At 61.9% G+C, this 20,429-nt stretch carries 18 protein-coding genes; 9 read left to right on the top strand and 9 right to left on the bottom strand.

Translation table 11 applies throughout. The features are described 5' to 3' along the window. Positions 1–121: 121 nt before the first annotated feature. From ACIPZC_RS13295 to ACIPZC_RS13305, 3 genes are all read right to left on the bottom strand, one after another. Entirely contained in the window at positions 122–799 is a 678-nt protein-coding gene (locus tag ACIPZC_RS13295) for a response regulator transcription factor (protein ID WP_241804650.1), read from the bottom strand. A 78-nt stretch (positions 800–877) separates the two neighbouring features. Next, positions 878–1,177, bottom strand: coding sequence for a YciI family protein (locus tag ACIPZC_RS13300; RefSeq protein WP_039604111.1), 300 nt, complete (start codon positions 1,175–1,177; stop codon positions 878–880). 1 nt (position 1,178) lies between these two features. Continuing rightward, the gene (locus tag ACIPZC_RS13305) at positions 1,179–1,772 is read right to left on the bottom strand and encodes a septation protein A (RefSeq protein ID WP_241804649.1); all 594 of its coding nucleotides are present in this window, start codon (positions 1,770–1,772) and stop codon (positions 1,179–1,181) included. 67 nt (positions 1,773–1,839) lie between these two features. Here ACIPZC_RS13305 and ACIPZC_RS13310 point away from each other — a divergent pair, with 67 nt between their 5' ends. The 6 genes from ACIPZC_RS13310 (at position 1,840) to ACIPZC_RS13335 (ending at position 8,472) form a co-directional block, all read left to right on the top strand. Continuing rightward, positions 1,840–2,700: a PHP domain-containing protein gene (locus tag ACIPZC_RS13310; RefSeq protein WP_400627390.1), complete on the top strand. Its 861-nt coding sequence runs from the start codon at positions 1,840–1,842 to the stop codon at positions 2,698–2,700. A gap of 13 nt (positions 2,701–2,713) precedes the next feature. Next, positions 2,714–3,343: an L-threonylcarbamoyladenylate synthase gene (locus ACIPZC_RS13315; RefSeq protein WP_241804647.1), complete on the top strand. Its 630-nt coding sequence runs from the start codon at positions 2,714–2,716 to the stop codon at positions 3,341–3,343. Between the two features lie 125 nt (positions 3,344–3,468). Continuing rightward, positions 3,469–4,194 (top strand): ScpA family protein, encoded by a 726-nt coding sequence (locus ACIPZC_RS13320; protein WP_241804692.1) that lies wholly within the window; start codon positions 3,469–3,471, stop codon positions 4,192–4,194. After that, complete coding sequence (scpB, locus tag ACIPZC_RS13325) at positions 4,181–4,978, top strand: SMC-Scp complex subunit ScpB (protein ID WP_400627392.1); 798 nt, start codon at positions 4,181–4,183, stop codon at positions 4,976–4,978. The genes ACIPZC_RS13320 and scpB overlap by 14 nt, the downstream gene beginning before the upstream one ends. A 227-nt stretch (positions 4,979–5,205) precedes the next feature. Next, positions 5,206–6,270 (top strand): 23S rRNA pseudouridine(2605) synthase RluB, encoded by a 1,065-nt coding sequence (gene rluB / locus ACIPZC_RS13330; RefSeq protein WP_241804645.1) that lies wholly within the window; start codon positions 5,206–5,208, stop codon positions 6,268–6,270. A gap of 780 nt (positions 6,271–7,050) precedes the next feature. Next, entirely contained in the window at positions 7,051–8,472 is a 1,422-nt protein-coding gene (locus tag ACIPZC_RS13335) for an amino acid permease (RefSeq protein WP_241804644.1), read from the top strand. Between the two features lie 142 nt (positions 8,473–8,614). Here ACIPZC_RS13335 and ACIPZC_RS13340 read toward each other — a convergent pair whose 3' ends face one another. Continuing rightward, positions 8,615–9,499, bottom strand: a complete 885-nt coding sequence (locus ACIPZC_RS13340) for a LysR substrate-binding domain-containing protein (protein WP_400627395.1) — start codon at positions 9,497–9,499, stop codon at positions 8,615–8,617. 152 nt (positions 9,500–9,651) lie between these two features. Between ACIPZC_RS13340 and ACIPZC_RS13345 the strand changes: the two genes are divergently transcribed. Further along, a complete protein-coding gene (locus ACIPZC_RS13345) occupies positions 9,652–12,669 on the top strand; it encodes an FAD-binding and (Fe-S)-binding domain-containing protein (protein ID WP_400627397.1) in 3,018 nt (1,005 codons plus the stop codon). A gap of 29 nt (positions 12,670–12,698) precedes the next feature. On the opposite strand, the gene ACIPZC_RS13350 is transcribed toward ACIPZC_RS13345, so the two are convergent. From ACIPZC_RS13350 to phhA, 4 genes are all read right to left on the bottom strand, one after another. Continuing rightward, on the bottom strand, positions 12,699–13,886 hold the full coding sequence (locus tag ACIPZC_RS13350; protein WP_400627399.1) for an MFS transporter: 1,188 nt from the start codon (positions 13,884–13,886) through the stop codon (positions 12,699–12,701). A gap of 95 nt (positions 13,887–13,981) precedes the next feature. Next, positions 13,982–14,107: a hypothetical protein gene (locus tag ACIPZC_RS13355; protein WP_256215917.1), complete on the bottom strand. Its 126-nt coding sequence runs from the start codon at positions 14,105–14,107 to the stop codon at positions 13,982–13,984. A 212-nt stretch (positions 14,108–14,319) separates the two neighbouring features. After that, positions 14,320–14,676, bottom strand: a complete 357-nt coding sequence (locus ACIPZC_RS13360; RefSeq protein WP_003254532.1) for a 4a-hydroxytetrahydrobiopterin dehydratase — start codon at positions 14,674–14,676, stop codon at positions 14,320–14,322. 39 nt (positions 14,677–14,715) lie between these two features. Then, positions 14,716–15,504 (bottom strand): phenylalanine 4-monooxygenase, encoded by a 789-nt coding sequence (gene phhA, locus ACIPZC_RS13365; protein WP_012315607.1) that lies wholly within the window; start codon positions 15,502–15,504, stop codon positions 14,716–14,718. A 256-nt stretch (positions 15,505–15,760) separates the two neighbouring features. Between phhA and ACIPZC_RS13370 the strand changes: the two genes are divergently transcribed. Further along, entirely contained in the window at positions 15,761–17,320 is a 1,560-nt protein-coding gene (locus ACIPZC_RS13370) for a sigma-54-dependent transcriptional regulator (protein WP_400627403.1), read from the top strand. Between the two features lie 71 nt (positions 17,321–17,391). On the opposite strand, the gene ACIPZC_RS13375 is transcribed toward ACIPZC_RS13370, so the two are convergent. Next, positions 17,392–17,646 (bottom strand): DUF2790 domain-containing protein, encoded by a 255-nt coding sequence (locus ACIPZC_RS13375; protein WP_241804639.1) that lies wholly within the window; start codon positions 17,644–17,646, stop codon positions 17,392–17,394. 426 nt (positions 17,647–18,072) lie between these two features. On the opposite strand from ACIPZC_RS13375, the gene acs reads away from it, so the two are divergent. Beyond that, entirely contained in the window at positions 18,073–20,034 is a 1,962-nt protein-coding gene (gene acs, locus ACIPZC_RS13380) for an acetate--CoA ligase (protein WP_241804638.1), read from the top strand. Positions 20,035–20,429: the final 395 nt, after the last annotated feature.

Consider the following 20,429-nt stretch of genomic DNA (forward strand, 5'->3'; position numbering starts at 1 on the left):
CGAGCTGCGAGCTGCAAGCTGCAAGCTGCAAGCTGCAAGCAAGAGCAAGAGCAAGAGCAAGAGCAAGAGCGAGCGCGCACGCCGGGCTTTTTCTTGCAGCTTGCAGCTTGAAGCTTGCAGCTCAGAGACTGTAGTAGTAGCCGCGGCTACGCAGTGCGACGATGCGGGGGCGGCCGTCGGCGTGGGGGCCGATCTTCTTGCGCAGGTTGCTGACATGCATGTCCAGGCTGCGATCGTAAAGGGTCAGCTTGCGGCCAAGGCCGATTTGCGCAAGCTCCTGCTTGTCCAGCGGCTCGCCAGGCTGGCGCAGCAAGGCTTCGAGGATGCGGCTTTCAGACAGCGTAAGGGTCATCTCGCGGCCATCGATGCTGACCACCCCGCGCACAGGGCTGAAGGCCAGATCGCCGATCTCCACCTGCGTCGTGGTGGCTGTCGGGTGGCTACGGCGCAGCACTGCGCGCAGGCGGGCGGTCAGCTCGCGCGGGTCGCAGGGCTTGGCCAGGTAATCATCAGCGCCCAGTTCCAGGCCAAGAATGCGGTCCAGAGGCTCGCCGCGGGCCGACAACATCAGTACCGGCAGTTCTGCGTGGTCGCTACGCAACTGCTTGAGCAGCTCAAGGCCGCTACCGTCAGGCAGCATCACGTCAAGCACCACAGCTGCCGGCGCATGTTCGGCCAATGCCTGGCGCGCGCTCTGGCCATCATGGCAGGCGCGCACGGCAAAACCTTCCTGGGTCAGCCAGCTGCCGAGCAGCTCGCAGAGTTCCTGGTCATCATCAATCAGTAACAGCTCGCTCATGACTCACTCAATTCAAATCGACGGCGTCTGACGCGCTCGCCAGTGGCAAAGATACCGCAGACGCCGACAATTTATCGATCAGGGCAAGACTTGCTTGAAGGGTTTGACGATGACCTGGTCGTAAACACCCGCAGCGATGTACGGGTCGGCATCGGCCCAGGCCTGGGCAGCGCTCAGGGAATCGAACTCGGCGACGATCAGGCTGCCGCTGAAGCCGGCTTCGCCCGGGTCGTTGCTGTCGATGGCCGGGTGCGGGCCGGCCAGCACCACGCGGCCTTCGCTCTGCAGCTGCTTCAGGCGCTCGATGTGCGCCGGGCGCGCGGCCAGGCGTTTTTCCAGGGAATTTGCGACGTCGCTGGCAATGATGGCGTAAAGCATGTCAATCCTTGGGTTTGGAGGTAGAAGGGTCGTCGTGCAGGTGGCGCGACAGGTACAAGCCTTGCGCTACCAGGAATATCACGGTCATGCCCAGGCTGCCGAACACTTTGAAGTCGACCCAGAAATCCTGGAAGGTGAAAGCGACAAACAGGTTGGCCGCGCCACAGAACAGGAAAAACGCGATCCACGCCACGTTCAGTCGGGTCCAGATGGCATCGGGCAAGCTCAAGGCGTGGCCCATGATGCGCTTGATCAGCACCCGGTCGCCGATGAAATGGCTGCCGGCAAAGCCCAAGGCGAACAGCCAGTTGACTACCGGCGCCTTCCACTTGAGGAAGGTTTCGCTATGGAAGGTCAGGGTCAGGCCGCCGAATACCAGGCAGGCCACCAGCGTCAGCCACTGGCCTTTCTCTAGCTTGCGCTGGCGCAGGAACAGCGCGCCATACACCACCAGCGAACTGATGATCAGCATTGCCGTGGCGCTGTAGATGCCGCCGAATTCGAAGCTGTGCCCGGCAACTTCCATGGGGCGTGGGTCAAGCTTGTAGACGATGAAGAACAGCAGCAGCGGGATGAAATCGATGAATTGTTTCACAATGGCAGCCAGAATCGGGATGTGGCGGCATAATAACAAACATCGAATCCAGCGGTAGCGCTCCTCCATGAATGTTGATCTGCACTGTCACAGCACGGCCTCCGACGGCGCCCTGTCGCCTACGGTCCTGGTCGCCCGGGCCCATGAGCACGGGGTGCAGACCTTGGCGCTGACCGACCACGACACCCTTGAAGGCCTACCCGAGGCCCACCAGGCCTGCGTCGAACGGGGTATGCGCTGGGTCAGCGGCGTGGAGCTTTCGTGCACGTGGGGGGGCGCGACCATCCATGTGCTGGGGTATGACTTCCCGCTTGATGCCCCGCCGTTGCTCGAAGCGATCGAAGCCCTGCACCGTGGCCGCTGGCTGCGAGCCGAGGAAATCGACAAGCGGCTGGCGGCCAAGGGCATGCCAGGTGCCCTCGAGGGTGCCCGCGCCGTGCAGCAGGCGTTGGGCGACAGCGGTAACGCGCCGGCGCGGCCGCATTTTGCCGAGCACCTGGTGCGCGCGGGCCACGTCAAAGACCGTGGTGAAGCGTTTCGCAAGTGGTTGGGGGCCGGCAAGCTGGGTGACGTCAAACTGCATTGGCCGACGCTCGAGGAAACCGTTGCCACCTTGCGCCGGTCCAAAGCCTGGGTGAGCCTGGCCCACCCGATGCACTACGATCTGACTCGCAGCAAGCGCAGGCGCCTGATTGCCGACTATATTCAGGCAGGCGGGCAGGCGCTTGAAGTGGTCAATGGGATGATGCCTGCCGAGCAGGTGGGCACGATGTCCATCCTCACTCGTGAGTTCGGCCTGCTGGCAAGCGCTGGCAGCGATTTCCACGGCCCCGGCACCTGGGGCGAGATCGGTGCCTACCGGCCATTGCCTGAGGATCTGCCACCTCTGTGGCGCCGATTCAGCCATGAACAACCTATGGCGATATGAACAGGAAGACTTCGTGAGCCAATTTTTCCAGATTCATCCGGAAAACCCCCAGCCGCGGCTGATCCGTCAGGCGGTGGAAATCATCCGCAAGGGCGGTGTGGTCGTCTACCCGACCGATTCGGCCTACGCACTGGGATGCCAGATCGGTGACAAGGCAGCGATCGAACGGGTTCGGCGTCTGCGTGGGTTGGACAAGACCCACAATTTCACCCTGATGTGCTGCGACATGTCGCAGCTGGGCCTTTACGCCAAGGTCGACACCGGTACCTTCCGCCTGCTCAAGGCCCACGTACCCGGCCCCTACACGTTCATCCTCAATGGCACCCGTGAGGTGCCGCGGCTGTTGCTGCACGAGAAGCGTCGCACCATCGGCCTGCGCGTGCCGGACCACGGCATCACCCTGGCATTGCTGGCTGAGCTGGGTGAGCCGCTGATGAGCGTGAGCCTGATCCTGCCCGGGGATACCGAGCCGATGACCGACCCCTATGAAATCCGCGAGCGCCTGGAACACCATGTGGACCTGGTGATTGACGGCGGTTTCGGCGACCTCAAGGCCTCGACCATCATCGACCTGTCCGGCGAAGAGCCTGAACTGATCCGCGAAGGTTGCGGCGACCCCACGCCATTTCTGGTCAACGCGTGAGCCAGATGGAGCTACCTGAGGCTTCGGCCATCGAAGCCGAACTGCCTCGGCAATTGCAGTTGGCCCTGGTCTACGGCGAAGCCCTGACCGAGATGCCGGTGGACCTTTACATTCCGCCGGACGCGCTGGAGGTCATCCTCGAAGCCTTCGAAGGCCCGCTCGACCTGCTGCTTTACCTGATCCGCAAGCAAAACATCGACATTCTCGACATCCCCGTGGCGGAGATCACCCGCCAGTACATGGGTTATGTCGAGTTGATGAAAAGCGTGCGCCTGGAGTTGGCCGCCGAATACCTGGTGATGGCTGCCATGCTTGCCGAGATCAAGTCGCGCATGTTGCTGCCACGCTCCGCCGAGGTCGAGGAGGAGGAAGGCGACCCGCGTGCCGAACTGATTCGCCGCTTGCAGGAGTACGAGCGTTTCAAGGCTGCAGCCGAAGGCATCGACGAGCTGCCGCGTGTTGGCCGTGACGTCGTGGTGCCGCGCCTGGAGGCGCCCCAGGCCAAGGTGCGCAAGCTGTTGCCCCAGGTCAGCCTGGAAGAATTGTTGGTCAGCATGGCCGAAGTCATGCGCCGCAACGATCTGTTCGAAAGCCACCAGATCACCCGTGAAACGCTGTCTACCCGCGAGCGCATGAGCGAAGTGCTGGCGCGCCTGAAGGGCGGCGGCTTCGTGCCTTTCGTCGAACTGTTCACGGCTGAGGAAGGCAAGCTGGGGGTGGTGGTCACCTTCATGGCGATTCTTGAGTTGGTGAAGGAATCGCTGATCGAACTGGTGCAAAATGAGCCTTTCGCCGCTATTCATGTCCGGGTGCGTGCCGAGTCTGTCGAAGAACCTGATGAATCTGAATGAACCCCGCGACCTGGCGTCGCTGATCGAGGCGTTTCTACTCGCCTCAGGCAAGCCGCAATCTCTCGAACGGCTGTACGAGCTGTTCGAGGAGGCCGAGCGCCCTGAGCCGAAGGTATTCAAGAAAGCGTTGGAAGTGCTCGGCAAATCCTGCAGTGGTCGGGCCTTCGAGCTCAAGGAAGTGGCCAGCGGCTATCGCTTGCAGATTCGCGAGAATTTCGCGCCGTGGGTGGGCCGCCTGTGGGAAGAGCGGCCGCAGCGCTATTCCCGTGCGCTGCTCGAAACCATGGCCTTGATCGCTTACCGCCAGCCCATCACCCGCGGCGAGATCGAGGACGTGCGGGGTGTTGCGGTCAACAGCAACATCATCAAGACCCTGATGGAGCGTGAATGGATCCGGGTGGTTGGCCATCGCGAGGTACCTGGGCGGCCGGCGATGTTCGCCACCACCAAGGCGTTTCTCGATCATTTCAACCTCAAGAGCCTGGACGAGTTGCCGGCCTTGGCCGAGCTGCGCGAAATGGAGCCGGCGCCCTCGATCGACCCGGATGATGCACCGGTGCCGGCGCATTTGCAGGCGTTGGCCGATGCCAGCCTGGCCGACGAGCAGGCAGTTGCCGAACCTGAGGAGAAAACGAGCTTTCGTAGCCTGCTGGTGGAACTGGATGCGATGGAGGAGGGGCTCAAGACCGATTTCGATGATTTGCCAGAGCAGGATGCGCCAGCGCCAGAGCCAGAGCCAGAGCCAGAGGCCTCGGTCGAGGATCAAGGTAAGCTGCAGCCCTGAGTCTTGTGCGCCAAGATCACAGGCGCTGCGCGGTCGGGTGGGCGCCGGCTTGCCGGCGATGAGGCCGGGGCTTTCAATACGAAACCGCTGGGCAGAAAACCACTTCACCCCCTGAAAACCCTCTAAGCTCCAGTGCGTTCCCCGTTAGAAGCGCGTATGATGCGCGACCTTTTGGCGCGTTCGTCGCCAGAATCTCTGTTTTCATTCCTACACCGGGAGGTGCCCAGATGAGTGAGCAAGACCTGCAAAACACCGAAATCACCCCGCCAGCCGGCGAAAAGCTGCAGAAAGTGCTGGCGCGCATTGGCGTGGGTTCGCGCCGTGACGTCGAGGCCTGGATCAGCCAGGGCCGTATCAAGGTCAATGGCGTCGAGGCCACCCTCGGCCAGCGCGTCGACCTGCACGATGCCATCGCTGTCGACGGCAAGCTGATCAAGCGCGAAGAAGCCGCCGAGGCCACGCGCCGGGTGATCATGTACAACAAGCCCGATGGCGAGATCTGCACCCGTGACGACCCGGAAGGCCGCCCGACCGTGTTCGACCGCCTGCCGCGGCCGAAAGAAGGCCGCTGGATCAACATTGGCCGCCTCGACATCAACACCACCGGCCTGCTGCTGTTCACCACCGACGGTGAGCTGGCCAACCGCCTGATGCACCCGTCCTACGAGATGGACCGCGAGTACGCGGTGCGTGTGCGTGGCGAGGTCGATGACGAGATGATCGAACGCCTGAAGGCGGGCGTGATGCTTGAAGACGGCCCGGCCAAGTTCACCGACATCCAGAAGGCTCCAGGGGGTGAAGGTTTCAACCACTGGTACCACTGTGTGGTGATGGAAGGGCGCAACCGTGAGGTACGCCGCCTGTGGGAATCGCAGGGCATGGTGGTCAGCCGCCTCAAGCGCGTGCGTTTCGGCCCGGTGTTCCTCAACTCCGATCTGCCGATGGGCCGCTGGCGTGAAATGACCCAGGGCGAAATCGACATCCTGGCCGCTGAAGTGGGCCTGCAGCCGGTGGCGCTGCCTGCCATGAACCTGAAGGCCAAGGACAAGATGGAGCGCCTGCAGCGCAAGTCGACGCGGCCGATGGGGCGTAGCGAGCGTGTGCGCAGCCTGCGGCCGGCGCAGGATGCCGCGGCTGCCGAGCGTCCGGCTCGCCAGCCGCGTGAAGAGGCGCCACGCAAAGGCAGCCGCGGCAGCGCCGTTGCTGAGCGTCCGAGCGAGATGCGCAAGCGCCCGGCCAAGCCTGACGGTGACAAGCCGGCAGGGCGTGGTCGCGGCAAACCGCGCGGCTGATCCGCTACGGCCCGTCAGTTAAGCGACTTGTGGCCGCTGTGCGGCCCATCGCCGGCAAGCCGGCTCCCACCCGGACCGCGCAGTCTTCAGATTTGCGCGGTGACCTGTGGGCCGGCGTGCCGGCTATGGGCTGCGTAGCGGCCCCAACAACGCTGACGGGCAATACATCATCCTTCAACCTGGCTTTTTGCGTCCGCAGTAGCTCCGTGCACGCCTCACCGCGCGCCAAGATATTGAAGAAAAAGATTTTTTCGGACGACTGGCAAGTTTTCGAACCGCGCTGTAAAGAAAACTATACAAATTAGCCCGCTTTCTCTACTCGGGCTCCCTCCCTGTAAACAGATCTTGCCGCGCCCCACCGCCCAAGACCCCACCTGCGCCCGTCAACCCTATTGCTCAAACCCCCGTCCCACGCTGATATAGCGACCATTGCCGTGCGCAAAAGCCCGTCCACAGAGCCGGGCACACAGAACAACAAATGGAGGCGCCATGTACGCCGATCACTCCGCCTTTCAAGGCTTCCTACCACAGGATCGCTGCGTTTTTTCTGAGGAAACGACGCAACGCGTTGACGCCTGCGCGCTTGCAGGGGTATACAGTGCGCCGCGTTTTACCTGTGACCCTCTTGCGTACCGCGCACTCTTGCTCACACCCGGCTGATCCGCTCCGGCAGCGGCTGTGTTCAAGAAACCAAGGTAACCACCTTGCCCATTCCGCTGCGCCACGAGCGCGGTGGGTCCGATTCCGTCACAGATAAAAACAATGCAGGTGACTTCGTTCATGAGTGAACACAACATGCATTCAGGCGAGCTCAAGCGGGGCCTGAAGAACCGCCACATCCAGTTGATCGCCCTTGGCGGCGCGATTGGTACCGGCCTGTTCCTTGGCTCGGCAGGCGTGATGAAATACGCCGGCCCGTCGATGATCCTGGGCTACGCCATCTGCGGTTTCATCGCCTTCATGATCATGCGCCAGCTTGGGGAGATGATCGTCGAAGAGCCGGTGGCCGGTTCGTTCAGCCACTTTGCCCATAAGTACTGGGGCGGTTTTGCCGGTTTCATGTCAGGCTGGAATTGCTGGGTGCTGTACATCCTGGTGGGCATGTCGGAGCTGACGGCGGTCGGCAAGTACATTCACTACTGGTGGCCGGAGATCCCGACGTGGGTCACGGCAGCAGGCTTCTTCCTGCTGATCAACGTCATCAACCTCATGAACGTGAAGGTGTTCGGCGAAGCCGAGTTCTGGTTCGCCATCATCAAGGTCGCCGCCATCGTCGGCATGATCGGCCTGGGTGCCTATCTGCTGACCAGCGGCAGCGGCGGCCCCGAAGCTTCGGTGACCAACCTGTGGGCGCATGATGGCTTCTTCCCGAACGGTGTCAGCGGCCTGGTCATGGCACTGGCGTTCATCATGTTCTCCTTCGGTGGCCTGGAAATGCTCGGCTTCACTGCAGCCGAGGCAGACAAGCCGAAAACCGTGATCCCCAAGGCCATCAACCAGGTCATCTACCGCATCCTGATCTTCTACATCGGTGCACTGGTCGTCCTGCTGTCGCTGACCCCGTGGGATACCCTGGTCGCCAGCATCGATGCTTCTGGCGGCAGCTACGGCAGCAGCCCGTTCGTGCAGGTGTTCTCGCTGCTGGGCAGTGACGTGGCCGCCCACCTGTTGAACTTCGTGGTCCTGACGGCGGCACTGTCGGTGTACAACAGTGGTACCTACTGCAATGCCCGCATGCTGCTGGGCATGGCCGAGCAAGGCGATGCCCCCGCAGCGCTGGCCAAGGTCGACAAACGTGGTGTGCCGGTGCGTTCGATCCTGGTGTCGGCAGCCGTTACCCTGATCGCCGTGCTGCTCAACTACTTCATGCCGCATGACGCGCTGGAGCTGCTGATGTCGCTGGTCGTGGCGACCCTGGTGATCAACTGGGCAATGATCAGTTTCTCGCACCTGAAATTCCGCCAGCATTTGAACCGCACCGGCCAGAAGCCGCTGTTCAAGGCGCTGTGGTACCCCTATGGCAACTACATCTGCCTGGCGTTCGTGGTGCTGATCCTGGGCATCATGCTGCAAATCCCGGGCATCCAGGTTTCGGTATATGCCATTCCAGTGTGGGTGCTGATGATGTTCCTGTTCTACATCATCAAGCCCAAACGCCGTGAGCTGGGCAACGGCGCAGCAGCCGGTACTGTTGCCAAGTAAGCGCAGCGGGCGGTGAACGAAACCCGATGTCAGGTAGCTGGCATCGGGTTTTTCATTGCCTGCCCCCAGCGTTTTCGCGGGCATTGCTGGAGGCTGTCTGCGTCGCCTTGGCAGCGACAGGGCCTGTGACGGGAGAAAGCACTCAGATCTGCTCGAGCAGCCAGCCACGAAACGCCCGCAGCGAGGGCAGCGCTTCGTTCCGTGGGGGGTAGATCAGGTAATAGCTGCGCTGGCTGGCGAACGCCGTGCCAGGGCTGAACAGTTCGCCCTTGGCCAGCTCCTCGTCCACCAGTATCCGCGGCACCAGGCCGATGCCGATCCCTGCGCGCACCGCCTGAATCAGGTGTGACGTCAGTTCGAAGCTTGGCCCCAGGCGCATCGCCCGGTGCGCCAGGCCATGGTGCGAAAACCATTCGCCCCAGGCATGAGGATTGTTGGCGACGTTGAGCAGCACCTCGGCACTGACGCGTGCCGGGTCCCAGGCCTGGGCATCGCTGCCGGCTTGCGGCGGGAGGATCACCACCAGCTCCTCGGCATGCAGCCGATGGCAGATCAGCCCCGGCAGGTCATGGCTGGCCACGCCGATGGCGGCATCGATCTCGCTGGTATCGAAGTTGATCGCTTCGATCCTCGAATGAATGTGCACCAGCATGCCCGGGTGGGCGCTGTAGAAGGCATGCAGGCGCGGCAGCAGCCACTTGGAGCCGAAGGTGGGCAGGGTAGCCAAGCGCAGCGTGCCGACCCCGGACTGGTAAGCCAGGGCTTGCAAGGTGGCGCTGCGGATGCGGCCCAACGCTTCGCTCAGTTCGCGCTGGTACAGCCGGCCCACGTCGGTGAGTTGTACCTGGCGGCCTTCGCGGCGGAACAGGGTCAGCCCGAGTTGCTGTTCCAGCGCCTGCACTTGCCGGCTGACCGCGCTCTGGGTCAGGGACAGTTCGGCAGCGGCGCGGGTGTAGCTTTCATGCCGGGCGGCAGCCTCGAAAGCCAGCAGCAATGACATGGAGGGTGTCAGGTGACGGTAATTCATTCATTAAAGTCATTGATAGCGGCAGGATTATCCGTTTGCCCCTGGGGCGAAACTACAGGAACATTGGCCCATTCGTCATCCTTGCGTGGTTCGATCCATGCCAAGGCGACAGGAATCCCGTGAATTAGCCCATTTCAAGAGGCCATCCTTCGATGATCGCCCAACTGCCGATCACTGCGCCAAGCGCCGGTTACCCAGAATTCCTCGAAGCCCTGCGCAACAGCGGCTTCCGGGGCCAGATCAGCGCCGATTACGCCACCCGTACCGTGCTGGCTACTGACAACTCCATCTACCAGCGCCTGCCCCAGGCGGCGGTATTCCCGCTGGATGCCGACGATGTCGCGCGGGTGGCCGCGCTGATGGCCGAAGAACGCTTCCAGCAGGTCAAACTGACCCCGCGCGGTGGCGGTACCGGCACCAATGGCCAATCGCTGACCGACGGTATCGTGGTCGACCTCTCGCGGCACATGAACAGCATCCTCGAAATCAATGCCCAGGAGCGTTGGGTGCGGGTGCAGGCTGGCGTGGTCAAGGACCAGCTCAATGCCGCGCTCAAGCCCCACGGGCTGTTCTTTGCGCCTGAACTGTCCACCTCCAACCGCGCTACCGTCGGGGGTATGATCAACACCGACGCCAGCGGCCAGGGCAGTTGCACCTACGGCAAGACCCGCGATCACGTGCTGGAATTGCACAGCGTGCTGCTCGGTGGTGAGCGTCTGCACAGCCTGCCGATCGACGATGAAGCGCTGGAGCAGGCTTGTGCGGCCCCCGGTCGGGTGGGGGAGGTGTACCGGACTGCCCGCGACATCCAGCAAACCCAGGCCGAGCTGATCGCAGCCACCTTTCCCAAGCTCAACCGCTGCCTGACCGGCTACGACCTGGCGCACCTGCGCGACGAGCAGGGCCGTTTCAACCTCAACAGCGTGCTGTGTGGCGCCGAAGGGTCGTTGGGTTATGTGGTCGAAGCCAAGCTCAACGTGCTGCCGATTCCCAAGTATGCGGTGCTGGTCAACGTCCGCTACACCAGCTTCATGGACGCGCTGCGCGATGCCAATGCACTGATGGCGCACAAGCCCCTGTCGATCGAGACCGTGGATTCCAAGGTGCTGATGCTGGCGATGAAGGACATCGTCTGGCATAGCGTTGCCGAGTACTTCCCGGCCGACCCAGAGCGCCCGACGCTGGGTATCAACCTGGTGGAGTTCTGTGGCGATGAGCCTGCCGAGGTCAATGCTCGGGTTGAAGCCTTCATCGATCACCTGCAGCGCGACACCAGTGTCGAGCGCCTGGGCCATACCCTGGCCGAAGGGGCTGAGGCCGTGACTCGCGTCTACACCATGCGCAAGCGTTCGGTGGGGCTGTTGGGCAACGTCGAGGGCGAGGTGCGCCCGCAACCTTTCGTTGAAGACACTGCGGTGCCGCCCGAGCGACTGGCCGACTACATTGCCGATTTCCGCGCGCTGCTCGACGGCTATGGCCTGGCCTACGGCATGTTTGGCCACGTCGACGCCGGCGTGCTGCACGTACGCCCGGCTCTGGACATGAAAGACCCCGCCCAGGCGGCGCTGGTCAAGCCGATTTCCGATGCAGTGGCAGCGTTGACCAAACGCTATGGCGGCCTGCTGTGGGGCGAGCACGGCAAGGGGTTGCGTTCGGAATATGTGCCGGAGTACTTCGGCGAACTGTATCCGGCTCTGCAGCGCCTCAAGGGTGCCTTCGACCCGCGTAACCAGCTCAACCCTGGCAAGATCTGCACCCCGCCGGACAGCGCCGAAGGGTTGACCAAGGTAGATGGCGTGACCTTGCGGGGCGACCTCGACCGTACCATCGACGAGCGTGTATGGCAGGACTTCGACAGCGCCGTGCACTGCAACGGCAATGGCGCCTGCTACAACTACGACCCCAACGACGCCATGTGCCCCTCGTGGAAGGCCACCCGTGAGCGCCAGCATTCGCCCAAGGGGCGCGCCTCGTTGATGCGTGAATGGCTGCGCCTGCAGGGTGCAGCGAACATCGATGTGCTGGCTGCGGCGCGCAACAAGGCATCCTGGTTCAAAGGGCTGCCGGCGCGGCTGCTCAACAACCGGGCACGCAACCAGGGCCAGGAGGACTTTTCCCATGAGGTCTACGACGCCATGGCCGGCTGCCTGGCGTGCAAGTCATGTGCAGGCCAGTGCCCGATCAAGGTCAACGTGCCAGACTTCCGCTCGCGCTTCCTCGAGCTGTACCACGGCCGCTACCAGCGCCCGGTGCGTGACTACCTGATAGGCTCGCTGGAGTTCACCATCCCCTACCTGGCCCATGCACCTGGGCTGTACAACGCGGTGATGGGGTCGAAGTGGGTCAGCAGGTTGCTGGCGGACAAGGTCGGCATGGTCGACAGCCCGCTGATCAGTCGCTTCAACTTCCAGTCCACCCTCACGCGCTGCCGGGTTGGTGTGGCCAGCGTTCCGGCGCTGCGCGAGCTGACCCCGGCCCAGCGCGAGCGCAGCATCGTGCTGGTGCAGGATGCCTTCACCCGTTACTTCGAGACACCGCTACTGGCGGCGTTCATCGAGCTGGCCAATCGCCTTGGTCACCGTGTATTCCTGGCGCCTTACAGTGCCAATGGCAAGCCGCTGCATGTGCAGGGCTTTTTGGGGGCATTCGCCAAAGCGGCAATCCGCAATGCCACCCAGCTCAAGGCCCTGGCTGACTGCGGTGTGCCGCTGGTGGGCCTGGACCCTGCCATGACCCTGGTCTACCGCCAGGAGTACCAGAAGGTGCCGGGCCTGGAGGGCTGCCCCAAGGTGCTGTTGCCGCAGGAGTGGTTGATGGAGGTGCTGCCCGAGCAGGGGCAGGCCGAGCCTGCAAGCTTCCGGCTGATGGCCCACTGCACCGAGAAAACCAACGTGCCGGCCAGCACCCGCCAGTGGGAGCAGCTATTCGCGCGCTTGGGCCTGAAGCTGGTGACCGAGGCCACGGGGTGCTGCGGTATGTCCGGTACCTACGGGCACGAGGCACGTAACCAGCAGACGTCGCGGACCATCTTCGAGCAATCCTGGGCGACCAAGCTGGACAAGCAAGGGGAGGCGCTGGCAACCGGCTATTCGTGCCGTAGCCAGGTCAAGCGCATGACCGAGCGGCAGATGCGTCATCCGCTGGAAGTGGTGTTGCAGTACGTGCGCTGAAGCAAGGAGTGGGGGCGCTTCGCCCCCACTCAACTCTGCCTGAAACGCCGTGCCTGAGGGTACAGATACAGGCTCAACAGCAGCCCGCTGCAGGCTGCCGCTGCCGCGAACAAAAACATCGAAGCGAAGCCGAACCCCGAGGCCACCGCGCCCACCAGTGGCCCGGTAATCCCCAGCGACAGGTCGATGAACAGCGAGTACGCCCCCACCGCCGCCCCGCGGTTGGCTGCCGAAACCTGGTTCACCGCTTCCACGCCCAGTGCCGGGAATACCAGCGAGAAGCCGAAGCCACTTAGCGCCGCGCCGGCCAAGGCGAGCTCTGCACTGGGTGCCAGCCACAGCATCAACAGCCCCAGTGTCTCGACCGACAGGCACGCGATCGCCACCTTGAACCCGCCAATCCGGTTGATGAGGTTGCCGAACAGCAGCCGCGCACAGATGAAACTGGCACCGAACAGGCTCAGGGTCAGTGCTGCGTTCGCCCAGCCACGGCTGGCGTAGTACAGGGTGATGAAGGTGGCGATGGTGCCAAAGCCGATCGAGCCCAAGGCCAGGCCCGAACCGTGTGGGAACACCTTGCCCAGTACCCGCAGAAACGGCAGGCGCACGCCGCTGACGATCGGCGCAGCGCGTTTTGGCCATGCCAGCAGCAAGCCTGCCGCGCACAGCGCGATGATGCTCGCCCCCATGCTCCACAGCCCCAGGTGCTTGACCATCAGCACGCCCAGTGGGGCGCCGATGGCCAGTGCACCGTAGCTGGCGATACCGTTCCAGGAGATGACTTTAGCGGTGTTTTCGGCGCCGACCCGGCCAATCCCCCAGCCTATCGAGCCCGAGCCCACCAGGCTCTCTGCACTTCCCAGTACCAGGCGGCCGACCAGCAGGCAGACCAGGCTCAGCCAGGGCAGATGGGTGAAAAAGGCGCAGGCGAGCATGAACACGCCACTCAGGCCGCAACCGGCGAGGCCATACATGACGGCCTTCTTGCTGCCCAGGTTGTCGATGATGCGGCTGGCTGTGGGGCGGCTGAGCAGGGTGGCGAGGTATTGCACGCTGATCACCAGGCCGGCGACGACGGTGCTGAAACCCAGATCGTTGTGCACATAGCCAGGCAGTACGGCGAGGGGGATGCCGATGTTCAGGTAGCCGATGAAGGTGAACAGGACGATGGAGACGACTTGCAGGGTGACCGCAAGGGGGCGCGGTGAGTCGGGCATGGGGGCCTACGTGGCAGAGGTTCTGGACGGTGTGAAAACGTGATGACAGCGGTAATCCGAAAGTCAGCCGTTTTCACACAGTCGGGGTTGCGCGGTTATTCCTGGTCAGCGCTGGATTGATCGTCGCCATCCTCGACGGCAGGCGTCGGTTCGGAATGAGCGGCAACGGTTTGCTCTTCGGGGTTCAGGCTTGGGAAGGGAAGATTCGGGATTTCGTGCATCTCGTCGTTCCTCGCAAGTGTGAGTCAAAAGGCTGCGCCAGGCGCGTTTGGAGCTTCGCAAAGCTGACGCAGGATACACAAGTCTGGATGACAGTTTGTAATTTTTCCCGGTCGCTTGTCGGTTTTGCGGGCGGATACCGGACATTGCCCGGGCACGAAAAGGCCGCTGCGCACCCCGCGAACAGGGCGCGCAGCGGCCTTGGCCAGCGCGTTTACTTGCGCCCTTCAGCGGTTTCGGCAACCTTGTCGGTGCGCGCGCACATGATGAAGTCGTTGCGGTGCAGGCCTTTGATGGAGTGGCTCCACCAGGTGACAGTCACTTTGCCCCACTCGGTCAGCAGGCCTGGGTGATGGCCTTCAGCTTCAGCGATTTCGCCTACGGCATTGGTGAAGGCCAGGGCATGCTTGAAGTTCTTGAACAGGAACACGCGCTCCAGCTCCATGTGACCGTCACGTACTTCGATGTTCCAGTCCGGGATCTCGCGGATGAGTTCGGCCAGTTCCTCGTCGGTGACTTTTGGCGCATCGGCGCGGCAGGCTTCGCAGTGGGCTTGGTTCAAGGCATTCATGAGGTGTTTTCCGATTCGAGTTGTTGTCGGCGAGGTCGCTCAGGCGGCGACCTTGGGTGGAAATTTCGGTGCATGCAGCCCCAGCTGCATGGCTTGCTGGACCATGCCCATGATGTCTTCGTGGGCCAGGTCGAACAGGCGCTTGAGGTTCGGTAGCACGAAGTACAGCGGCTGCAGAATGTCGATACGGTAGGGGGTGCGCATGGCTTCGATCGGGTCGAAGGCCTGGTGCTCGGGCTCACCGGACAGACTGTAGACGGTTTCCTTGGGCGACGAGAGGATGCCGCCGCCATAGATCTTGCAGCCCTGCGCGGTTTCCATCAGGCCGAACTCAATGGTCATCCAGTACAACCGCGCCAGGTAGACGCGCTGTTCCTTGGTCGCGGCCAGGCCCAACTTGCCATAGGTGTGGGTGAATTCGGCGAACCAGGGGTTGGTCAGCAGTGGGCAGTGGCCGAAGATCTCGTGGAAGATGTCGGGCTCCTGCAGGTAATCCAGCTCTTGCGGGGTGCGAATAAACGTAGCGACCGGGAAGCGCTTGCTGGCCAGCAGCTCGAAGAAGGTCTGGAAAGGGATCAGTGCCGGCACACGGGCAACTTGCCAGCCGGTGGTGGCGCCCAGCACCTTGTTGATCTCGCCCAGCTGCGGGATGCGGTCATGGGGCAGTTTGAGCTGATCGATGCCATCAAGGTACTCCTGGCATGCCCGGCCTTCGATGACCTTCAGCTGACGGGTGATCAGCGTATTCCACACCGCATGCTCTTGCTGCGGGTAGTCGATGAAGCCTTGCGCATCGGGCTCGCGTGCCACGTATTGCGTCTGTTTCATGTGGCTCTCCTGGTGAGGGCTTTTATTGTTATGTCCACGACATACCCAAGAAATATCCCTTCATCCGACCGATTGCACGGGGTGCCCGAACCCTCGGGCGGCAGTTTGCAGGTGATTTTCGTAACGATAATTTTACAAATGCTGCAGGGTCGCGGAAAATTTGGTGTGTCGGGCTGACCGTTGCTGTGTTTTCGTCAGCTTTTCTTTACGGATTTTATGTGGCCTGTTGAAAAACTTCGCCGCTTCGAGAGCTTTCATGCGTATCAAAGTGCATTGCCAGAACCGCATCGGCATCCTGCGCGACATTCTCAACCTGTTGGTGGAGTACGGTATCAACGTGCTCCGTGGTGAAGTCGGTGGCGACCATGGCAACGCCATCTACCTGCACTGCCCGAACCTGATCAACCTGCAGTTCCAGGCTCTGCGCCCGAAGTTCGAGTCGATCGCCGGGGTGTTCGGGGTCAAGCGCGTCGGCCTGATGCCCAGTGAACGACGGCACATGGAGCTCAACGCGTTGCTGGGTGCCCTGGACTTCCCGGTGCTGTCGGTCGACATGGCTGGCAGCATCGTCGCCGCCAACCGCACCGCGGCGCAGTTGCTGGGCGTGAGGGTCGACGAGGTGCCGGGCATCCCGTTGGCGCGTTATGCCGAGGACTTCGACCTGCCGGAACTGGTGCGGGCTAACAAATCGCGAATCAATGGCCTGCGGGTCAAGGTCAAAGGCGACATTTTCCTGGCCGACATCGCACCGTTGCAGTCCGAGCATGACGACAGCGAGGCATTGGCTGGCGCGGTATTGACCCTGCACCGTGCCGACCGCATCGGTGAGCGGATCTACAGCGTGCGCAAGCAGGAGCTGCGCGGTTTCGACAGCATATTCCAGAGCTCGCGTGTGATGGCGGCGGTGGTGCGTGAGGCGCGGCGCATGGCGCCACTGGACGCGCCGTTGCTGATCGAAGGCGAGACAGGTACCGGCAAGGAGCTGCTGGCGCGTGCCTGTCATCTGGCCAGCCCGCGCGGCCAGGCGCCCTTGATGGCACTCAACTGTGCCGGCCTGCCAGAGTCCATGGCGGAAACCGAGCTGTTCGGTTATGGCCCCGGTGCGTTCGAGGGCGCGCGCGCCGAAGGCAAGCTGGGCCTTCTGGAGTTGACCGCGGGTGGCACACTGTTCCTCGACGGGGTGGGGGAGATGAGCCCGCGCCTGCAGGTGAAGCTGCTGCGCTTTCTGCAGGATGGCTGCTTCCGCCGGGTAGGCAGTGATGAAGAGGTGTTCCTGGATGTACGGGTGATCTGCGCCACCCAGGTGGACCTGTCCGAGCTGTGCGCCCGGGGTGAATTTCGCCAGGACCTGTACCATCGCCTCAATGTGTTGTCGTTGCACATACCGCCGTTGCGCGAGTGCATGGACGGCCTGGAAGGGTTGGTGCAGCACTTTCTCGATCAGGCCAGCCGGCAGATTGGGTGTGCCATGCCGCGCCTGGCGCCTGCGGCGATGGACAAGCTGGCGCACTACCATTGGCCGGGCAATGTCCGGCAACTGGAAAACGTATTGTTCCAGGCGGTATCGTTGTGCGAAGGCACAATGGTGAAGAGCGAACATATTCGCTTGCCGGATTACGGCGTACGGCAACCCTTGGGTGAGTTTACCCTTGAAGGTGATCTTTCGCAGATTGTCGGGCGCTTCGAAAAGGCTGTACTGGAAAGTCTGATCGGTGAATACCCAAGTAGCCGGGCGCTGGGCAAACGGCTGGGTGTTTCACATACGACCATTGCCAACAAGTTGCGGGATTATTCGTTGGGCAAGTCGAACGAATAGTGCTGGATTGAACTCAAGCGGTTCATTATGCAATCGTTAATGAATGGGCCCCGCAGGGCCCAGATCATTCATCAGCCGTTGGAGCAGCCGTTACCCATCACGCGGTATTCGAGAATATGCTTCTGGCCCTTGGAGTCCTCATAGGTCATGCGGGCCGGCACGACTTCGCACACGTTTGGCACTTCGCTCATGGAGATGACGCGGGCGATGTCCAGGTGCTGCGAATAACTGTACTGCTCAACCGGAATCTGCTCGACATCTTTTGCTTCACCGGCGATTGCCGCACTGCAAAGACCGCCAAGTACCAATACCAGTAACGCTTTCATTTTCAATTTACCTGTCTAAGGTCGTAAGAGGGCATGCGGCGCTTGTGGCGCCGCAAGTAAAGCCAAGTGTTCAACTGTCGGATTAGCGTGGGATTAACGTATTGCCTTCGTGGGGGCTGTTACTGTTACCAGTTGTTAATCGCCTTGCCGTTGCTGGCGAGGTGAATGTTATGCCTGGGTAATTACGGGAAACAGTAGGGGTTTTGATAAAGTTTTTTCGCCTTTTGACAGAAACTGTAACAATCCCCCCGGCCAAATCTTGTGCATTCCCTCTCGCCAGGCTGCCAGCTGCGGCCTAGAGCCTTTCCGGCGGGTCACGAGGTGCGCAGCCCGTCGCGTTACTACCATCGTCGTATGGCTTTTGCCGCTCTGGTACAGTTACAAACGGTTCCATACAAAAACAACTATTACACCGAGGTAACACAGATGAGTGCGGCTCCACTGTATCCCGTTCGTCCCGAGGTTGCGGCCACTACCCTGACCGACGAGGCCACCTACAAGGCCATGTACCAGCAATCGGTGATCAATCCGGACGGCTTCTGGCGTGAGCAGGCCCAGCGCATTGACTGGATCAAGCCTTTCACCAAGGTCAAGCAGACTTCCTTCGACGATCACCATGTCGATATCAAGTGGTTTGCCGATGGCACTCTGAACGTTTCCTCCAACTGCCTGGACCGCCACCTCGAAGAGCGCGGCGACCAACTGGCGATCATCTGGGAAGGCGACGACCCTTCCGAACACCGCAACATCACCTACCGCGAACTCCACGAGCAGGTCTGCAAGTTCGCCAACGCCCTGCGCGGGCAGGACGTGCACCGTGGCGATGTAGTCACCATCTACATGCCGATGATCCCCGAGGCCGTGGTGGCGATGCTGGCCTGTGCCCGCATCGGTGCGATTCACTCGGTCGTGTTTGGCGGTTTCTCGCCTGAAGCGCTGGCCGGGCGCATCATCGATTGCAAGTCCAAGGTGGTGATCACTGCCGACGAAGGTTTGCGCGGCGGCCGCCGTACTCCACTCAAGGCCAACGTCGACCTGGCGCTGACCAACCCTGAAACCAGCAGCGTGCAGAAAATCATCGTGTGCAAGCGCACCGGTGGTGACATCGCCTGGCACCAGCACCGCGACATCTGGTACGAAGACCTGATGAAGGTGGCTTCCAGCCATTGTGCGCCAAAGGAAATGGGCGCCGAAGAGGCGTTGTTCATTCTTTACACCTCCGGCTCCACCGGCAAACCCAAGGGGGTGCTGCACACAACGGGTGGTTACCTGGTGTACGCCGCGCTGACCCACGAGCGCGTCTTCGACTACCGCCCCGGCGAGGTCTACTGGTGCACCGCGGACGTCGGTTGGGTCACCGGCCACAGCTACATCGTCTACGGCCCGCTGGCCAATGGTGCTACCACGCTGCTGTTCGAGGGCGTACCGAACTACCCGGACATTACCCGGGTGTCGAAGATCGTCGACAAGCACAAGGTCAACATCCTCTACACCGCTCCTACCGCGATCCGCGCCATGATGGCCGAAGGGCAGGCGGCCGTTGAGGGTGCCGATGGCTCGAGCCTGCGCCTGCTGGGTTCGGTCGGTGAGCCGATCAACCCTGAGGCGTGGAACTGGTACTACAAGACCGTCGGCAAGGAGCGCTGCCCGATCGTCGACACCTGGTGGCAGACCGAGACCGGCGGCATCCTGATCAGCCCGCTGCCAGGCGCCACGGGCCTGAAGCCGGGTTCGGCGACCCGTCCGTTCTTCGGTGTGGTGCCGGCGCTGGTGGACAACCTGGGCAACCTGATCGATGGCGCGGCCGAGGGCAACCTGGTCATCCTCGATTCCTGGCCGGGCCAGTCCCGCTCGCTGTATGGCGATCATGACCGCTTCGTCGATACCTACTTCAAGACCTTCCGTGGCATGTATTTCACCGGCGACGGTGCGCGCCGTGACGAGGATGGTTACTACTGGATCACGGGCCGCGTAGATGACGTGCTCAACGTTTCCGGCCACCGTATGGGTACCGCAGAGATCGAAAGTGCCATGGTCGCCCATGCCAAAGTGGCCGAGGCTGCAGTGGTGGGTGTGCCGCACGACATCAAAGGGCAGGGCATCTATGTGTACGTGACCCTCAACGCCGGTGTGGAGCCCAGCGAGCAGTTGCGCATGGAGCTGAAGAACTGGGTGCGCAAGGAAATCGGCCCGATTGCCTCGCCAGATGTCATTCAGTGGGCGCCAGGGCTGCCGAAGACGCGCTCGGGCAAGATCATGCGGCGTATCCTTCGCAAGATCGCCACGGCGGAATACGGCTCGCTGGGGGATATCTCCACCTTGGCCGACCCGGGCGTGGTGCAGCACTTGATCGATACGCACAAAGCGATGAGCCTGGCATCGGCTTGATGAGCTGAGCAGGGCTGCAGCGCAGTTCTGCTTCAAACGAAAACCCCGTACGGGCGACCGGCGGGGTTTTTGCTTTACTGTTACCCGACATTCATCGGTAACTCTGTTTGTCACCGATTACGCACAGTCACGGGGCGAGCGGGAACACTCATGACTCGTTTCGGTGCGTTCATGGCGCCATTTTTCCCATGGCGGCACGCTGCACTTGCCGTCGTACAAGGCTTTGCCAATAATAGGCCCAGTAATTGCTAGGTCTGTAGGTTGTTTTCCTTGTGCTCTTGCATATCTTGCAGGGGCTGTCAACCTCGCCCGCTGCCGTTTCAAGCGCTTCTGTAAGTAGTTGTCGCTTTGAAGAAATATCGACTACCGGGCTGTCGTTAAAATGCCACTCACTC

This window comes from Pseudomonas sp. NPDC089743 (assembly GCF_044748785.1).
Taxonomy (GTDB): Bacteria; Pseudomonadota; Gammaproteobacteria; order Pseudomonadales; family Pseudomonadaceae; genus Aquipseudomonas; species Aquipseudomonas putida_X.

Excerpts from the sequence above, each read along its gene's own strand:
- ACIPZC_RS13335 (WP_241804644.1), top strand. The coding sequence starts at position 7,051 with ATGAGTGAACACAACATGCATTCAGGCGAGCTCAAGCGGGGCCTGAAG.
- ACIPZC_RS13345 (WP_400627397.1), top strand. The coding sequence starts at position 9,652 with ATGATCGCCCAACTGCCGATCACTGCGCCAAGCGCCGGTTACCCAGAA.
- ACIPZC_RS13300 (WP_039604111.1), bottom strand. The coding sequence starts at position 1,177 with ATGCTTTACGCCATCATTGCCAGCGACGTCGCAAATTCCCTGGAAAAA.
- ACIPZC_RS13355 (WP_256215917.1), bottom strand. The coding sequence starts at position 14,107 with ATGCACGAAATCCCGAATCTTCCCTTCCCAAGCCTGAACCCCGAAGAG.
- ACIPZC_RS13310 (WP_400627390.1), top strand. The coding sequence starts at position 1,840 with ATGAATGTTGATCTGCACTGTCACAGCACGGCCTCCGACGGCGCCCTG.
- scpB (WP_400627392.1), top strand. The coding sequence starts at position 4,181 with ATGAATCTGAATGAACCCCGCGACCTGGCGTCGCTGATCGAGGCGTTT.
- ACIPZC_RS13340 (WP_400627395.1), bottom strand. The coding sequence starts at position 9,499 with ATGAATTACCGTCACCTGACACCCTCCATGTCATTGCTGCTGGCTTTC.
- rluB (WP_241804645.1), top strand. The coding sequence starts at position 5,206 with ATGAGTGAGCAAGACCTGCAAAACACCGAAATCACCCCGCCAGCCGGC.
- acs (WP_241804638.1), top strand. The coding sequence starts at position 18,073 with ATGAGTGCGGCTCCACTGTATCCCGTTCGTCCCGAGGTTGCGGCCACT.
- phhA (WP_012315607.1), bottom strand. The coding sequence starts at position 15,504 with ATGAAACAGACGCAATACGTGGCACGCGAGCCCGATGCGCAAGGCTTC.
- ACIPZC_RS13295 (WP_241804650.1), bottom strand. The coding sequence starts at position 799 with ATGAGCGAGCTGTTACTGATTGATGATGACCAGGAACTCTGCGAGCTG.
- ACIPZC_RS13350 (WP_400627399.1), bottom strand. The coding sequence starts at position 13,886 with ATGCCCGACTCACCGCGCCCCCTTGCGGTCACCCTGCAAGTCGTCTCC.
- ACIPZC_RS13360 (WP_003254532.1), bottom strand. The coding sequence starts at position 14,676 with ATGAATGCCTTGAACCAAGCCCACTGCGAAGCCTGCCGCGCCGATGCG.
- ACIPZC_RS13375 (WP_241804639.1), bottom strand. The coding sequence starts at position 17,646 with ATGAAAGCGTTACTGGTATTGGTACTTGGCGGTCTTTGCAGTGCGGCA.
- ACIPZC_RS13370 (WP_400627403.1), top strand. The coding sequence starts at position 15,761 with ATGCGTATCAAAGTGCATTGCCAGAACCGCATCGGCATCCTGCGCGAC.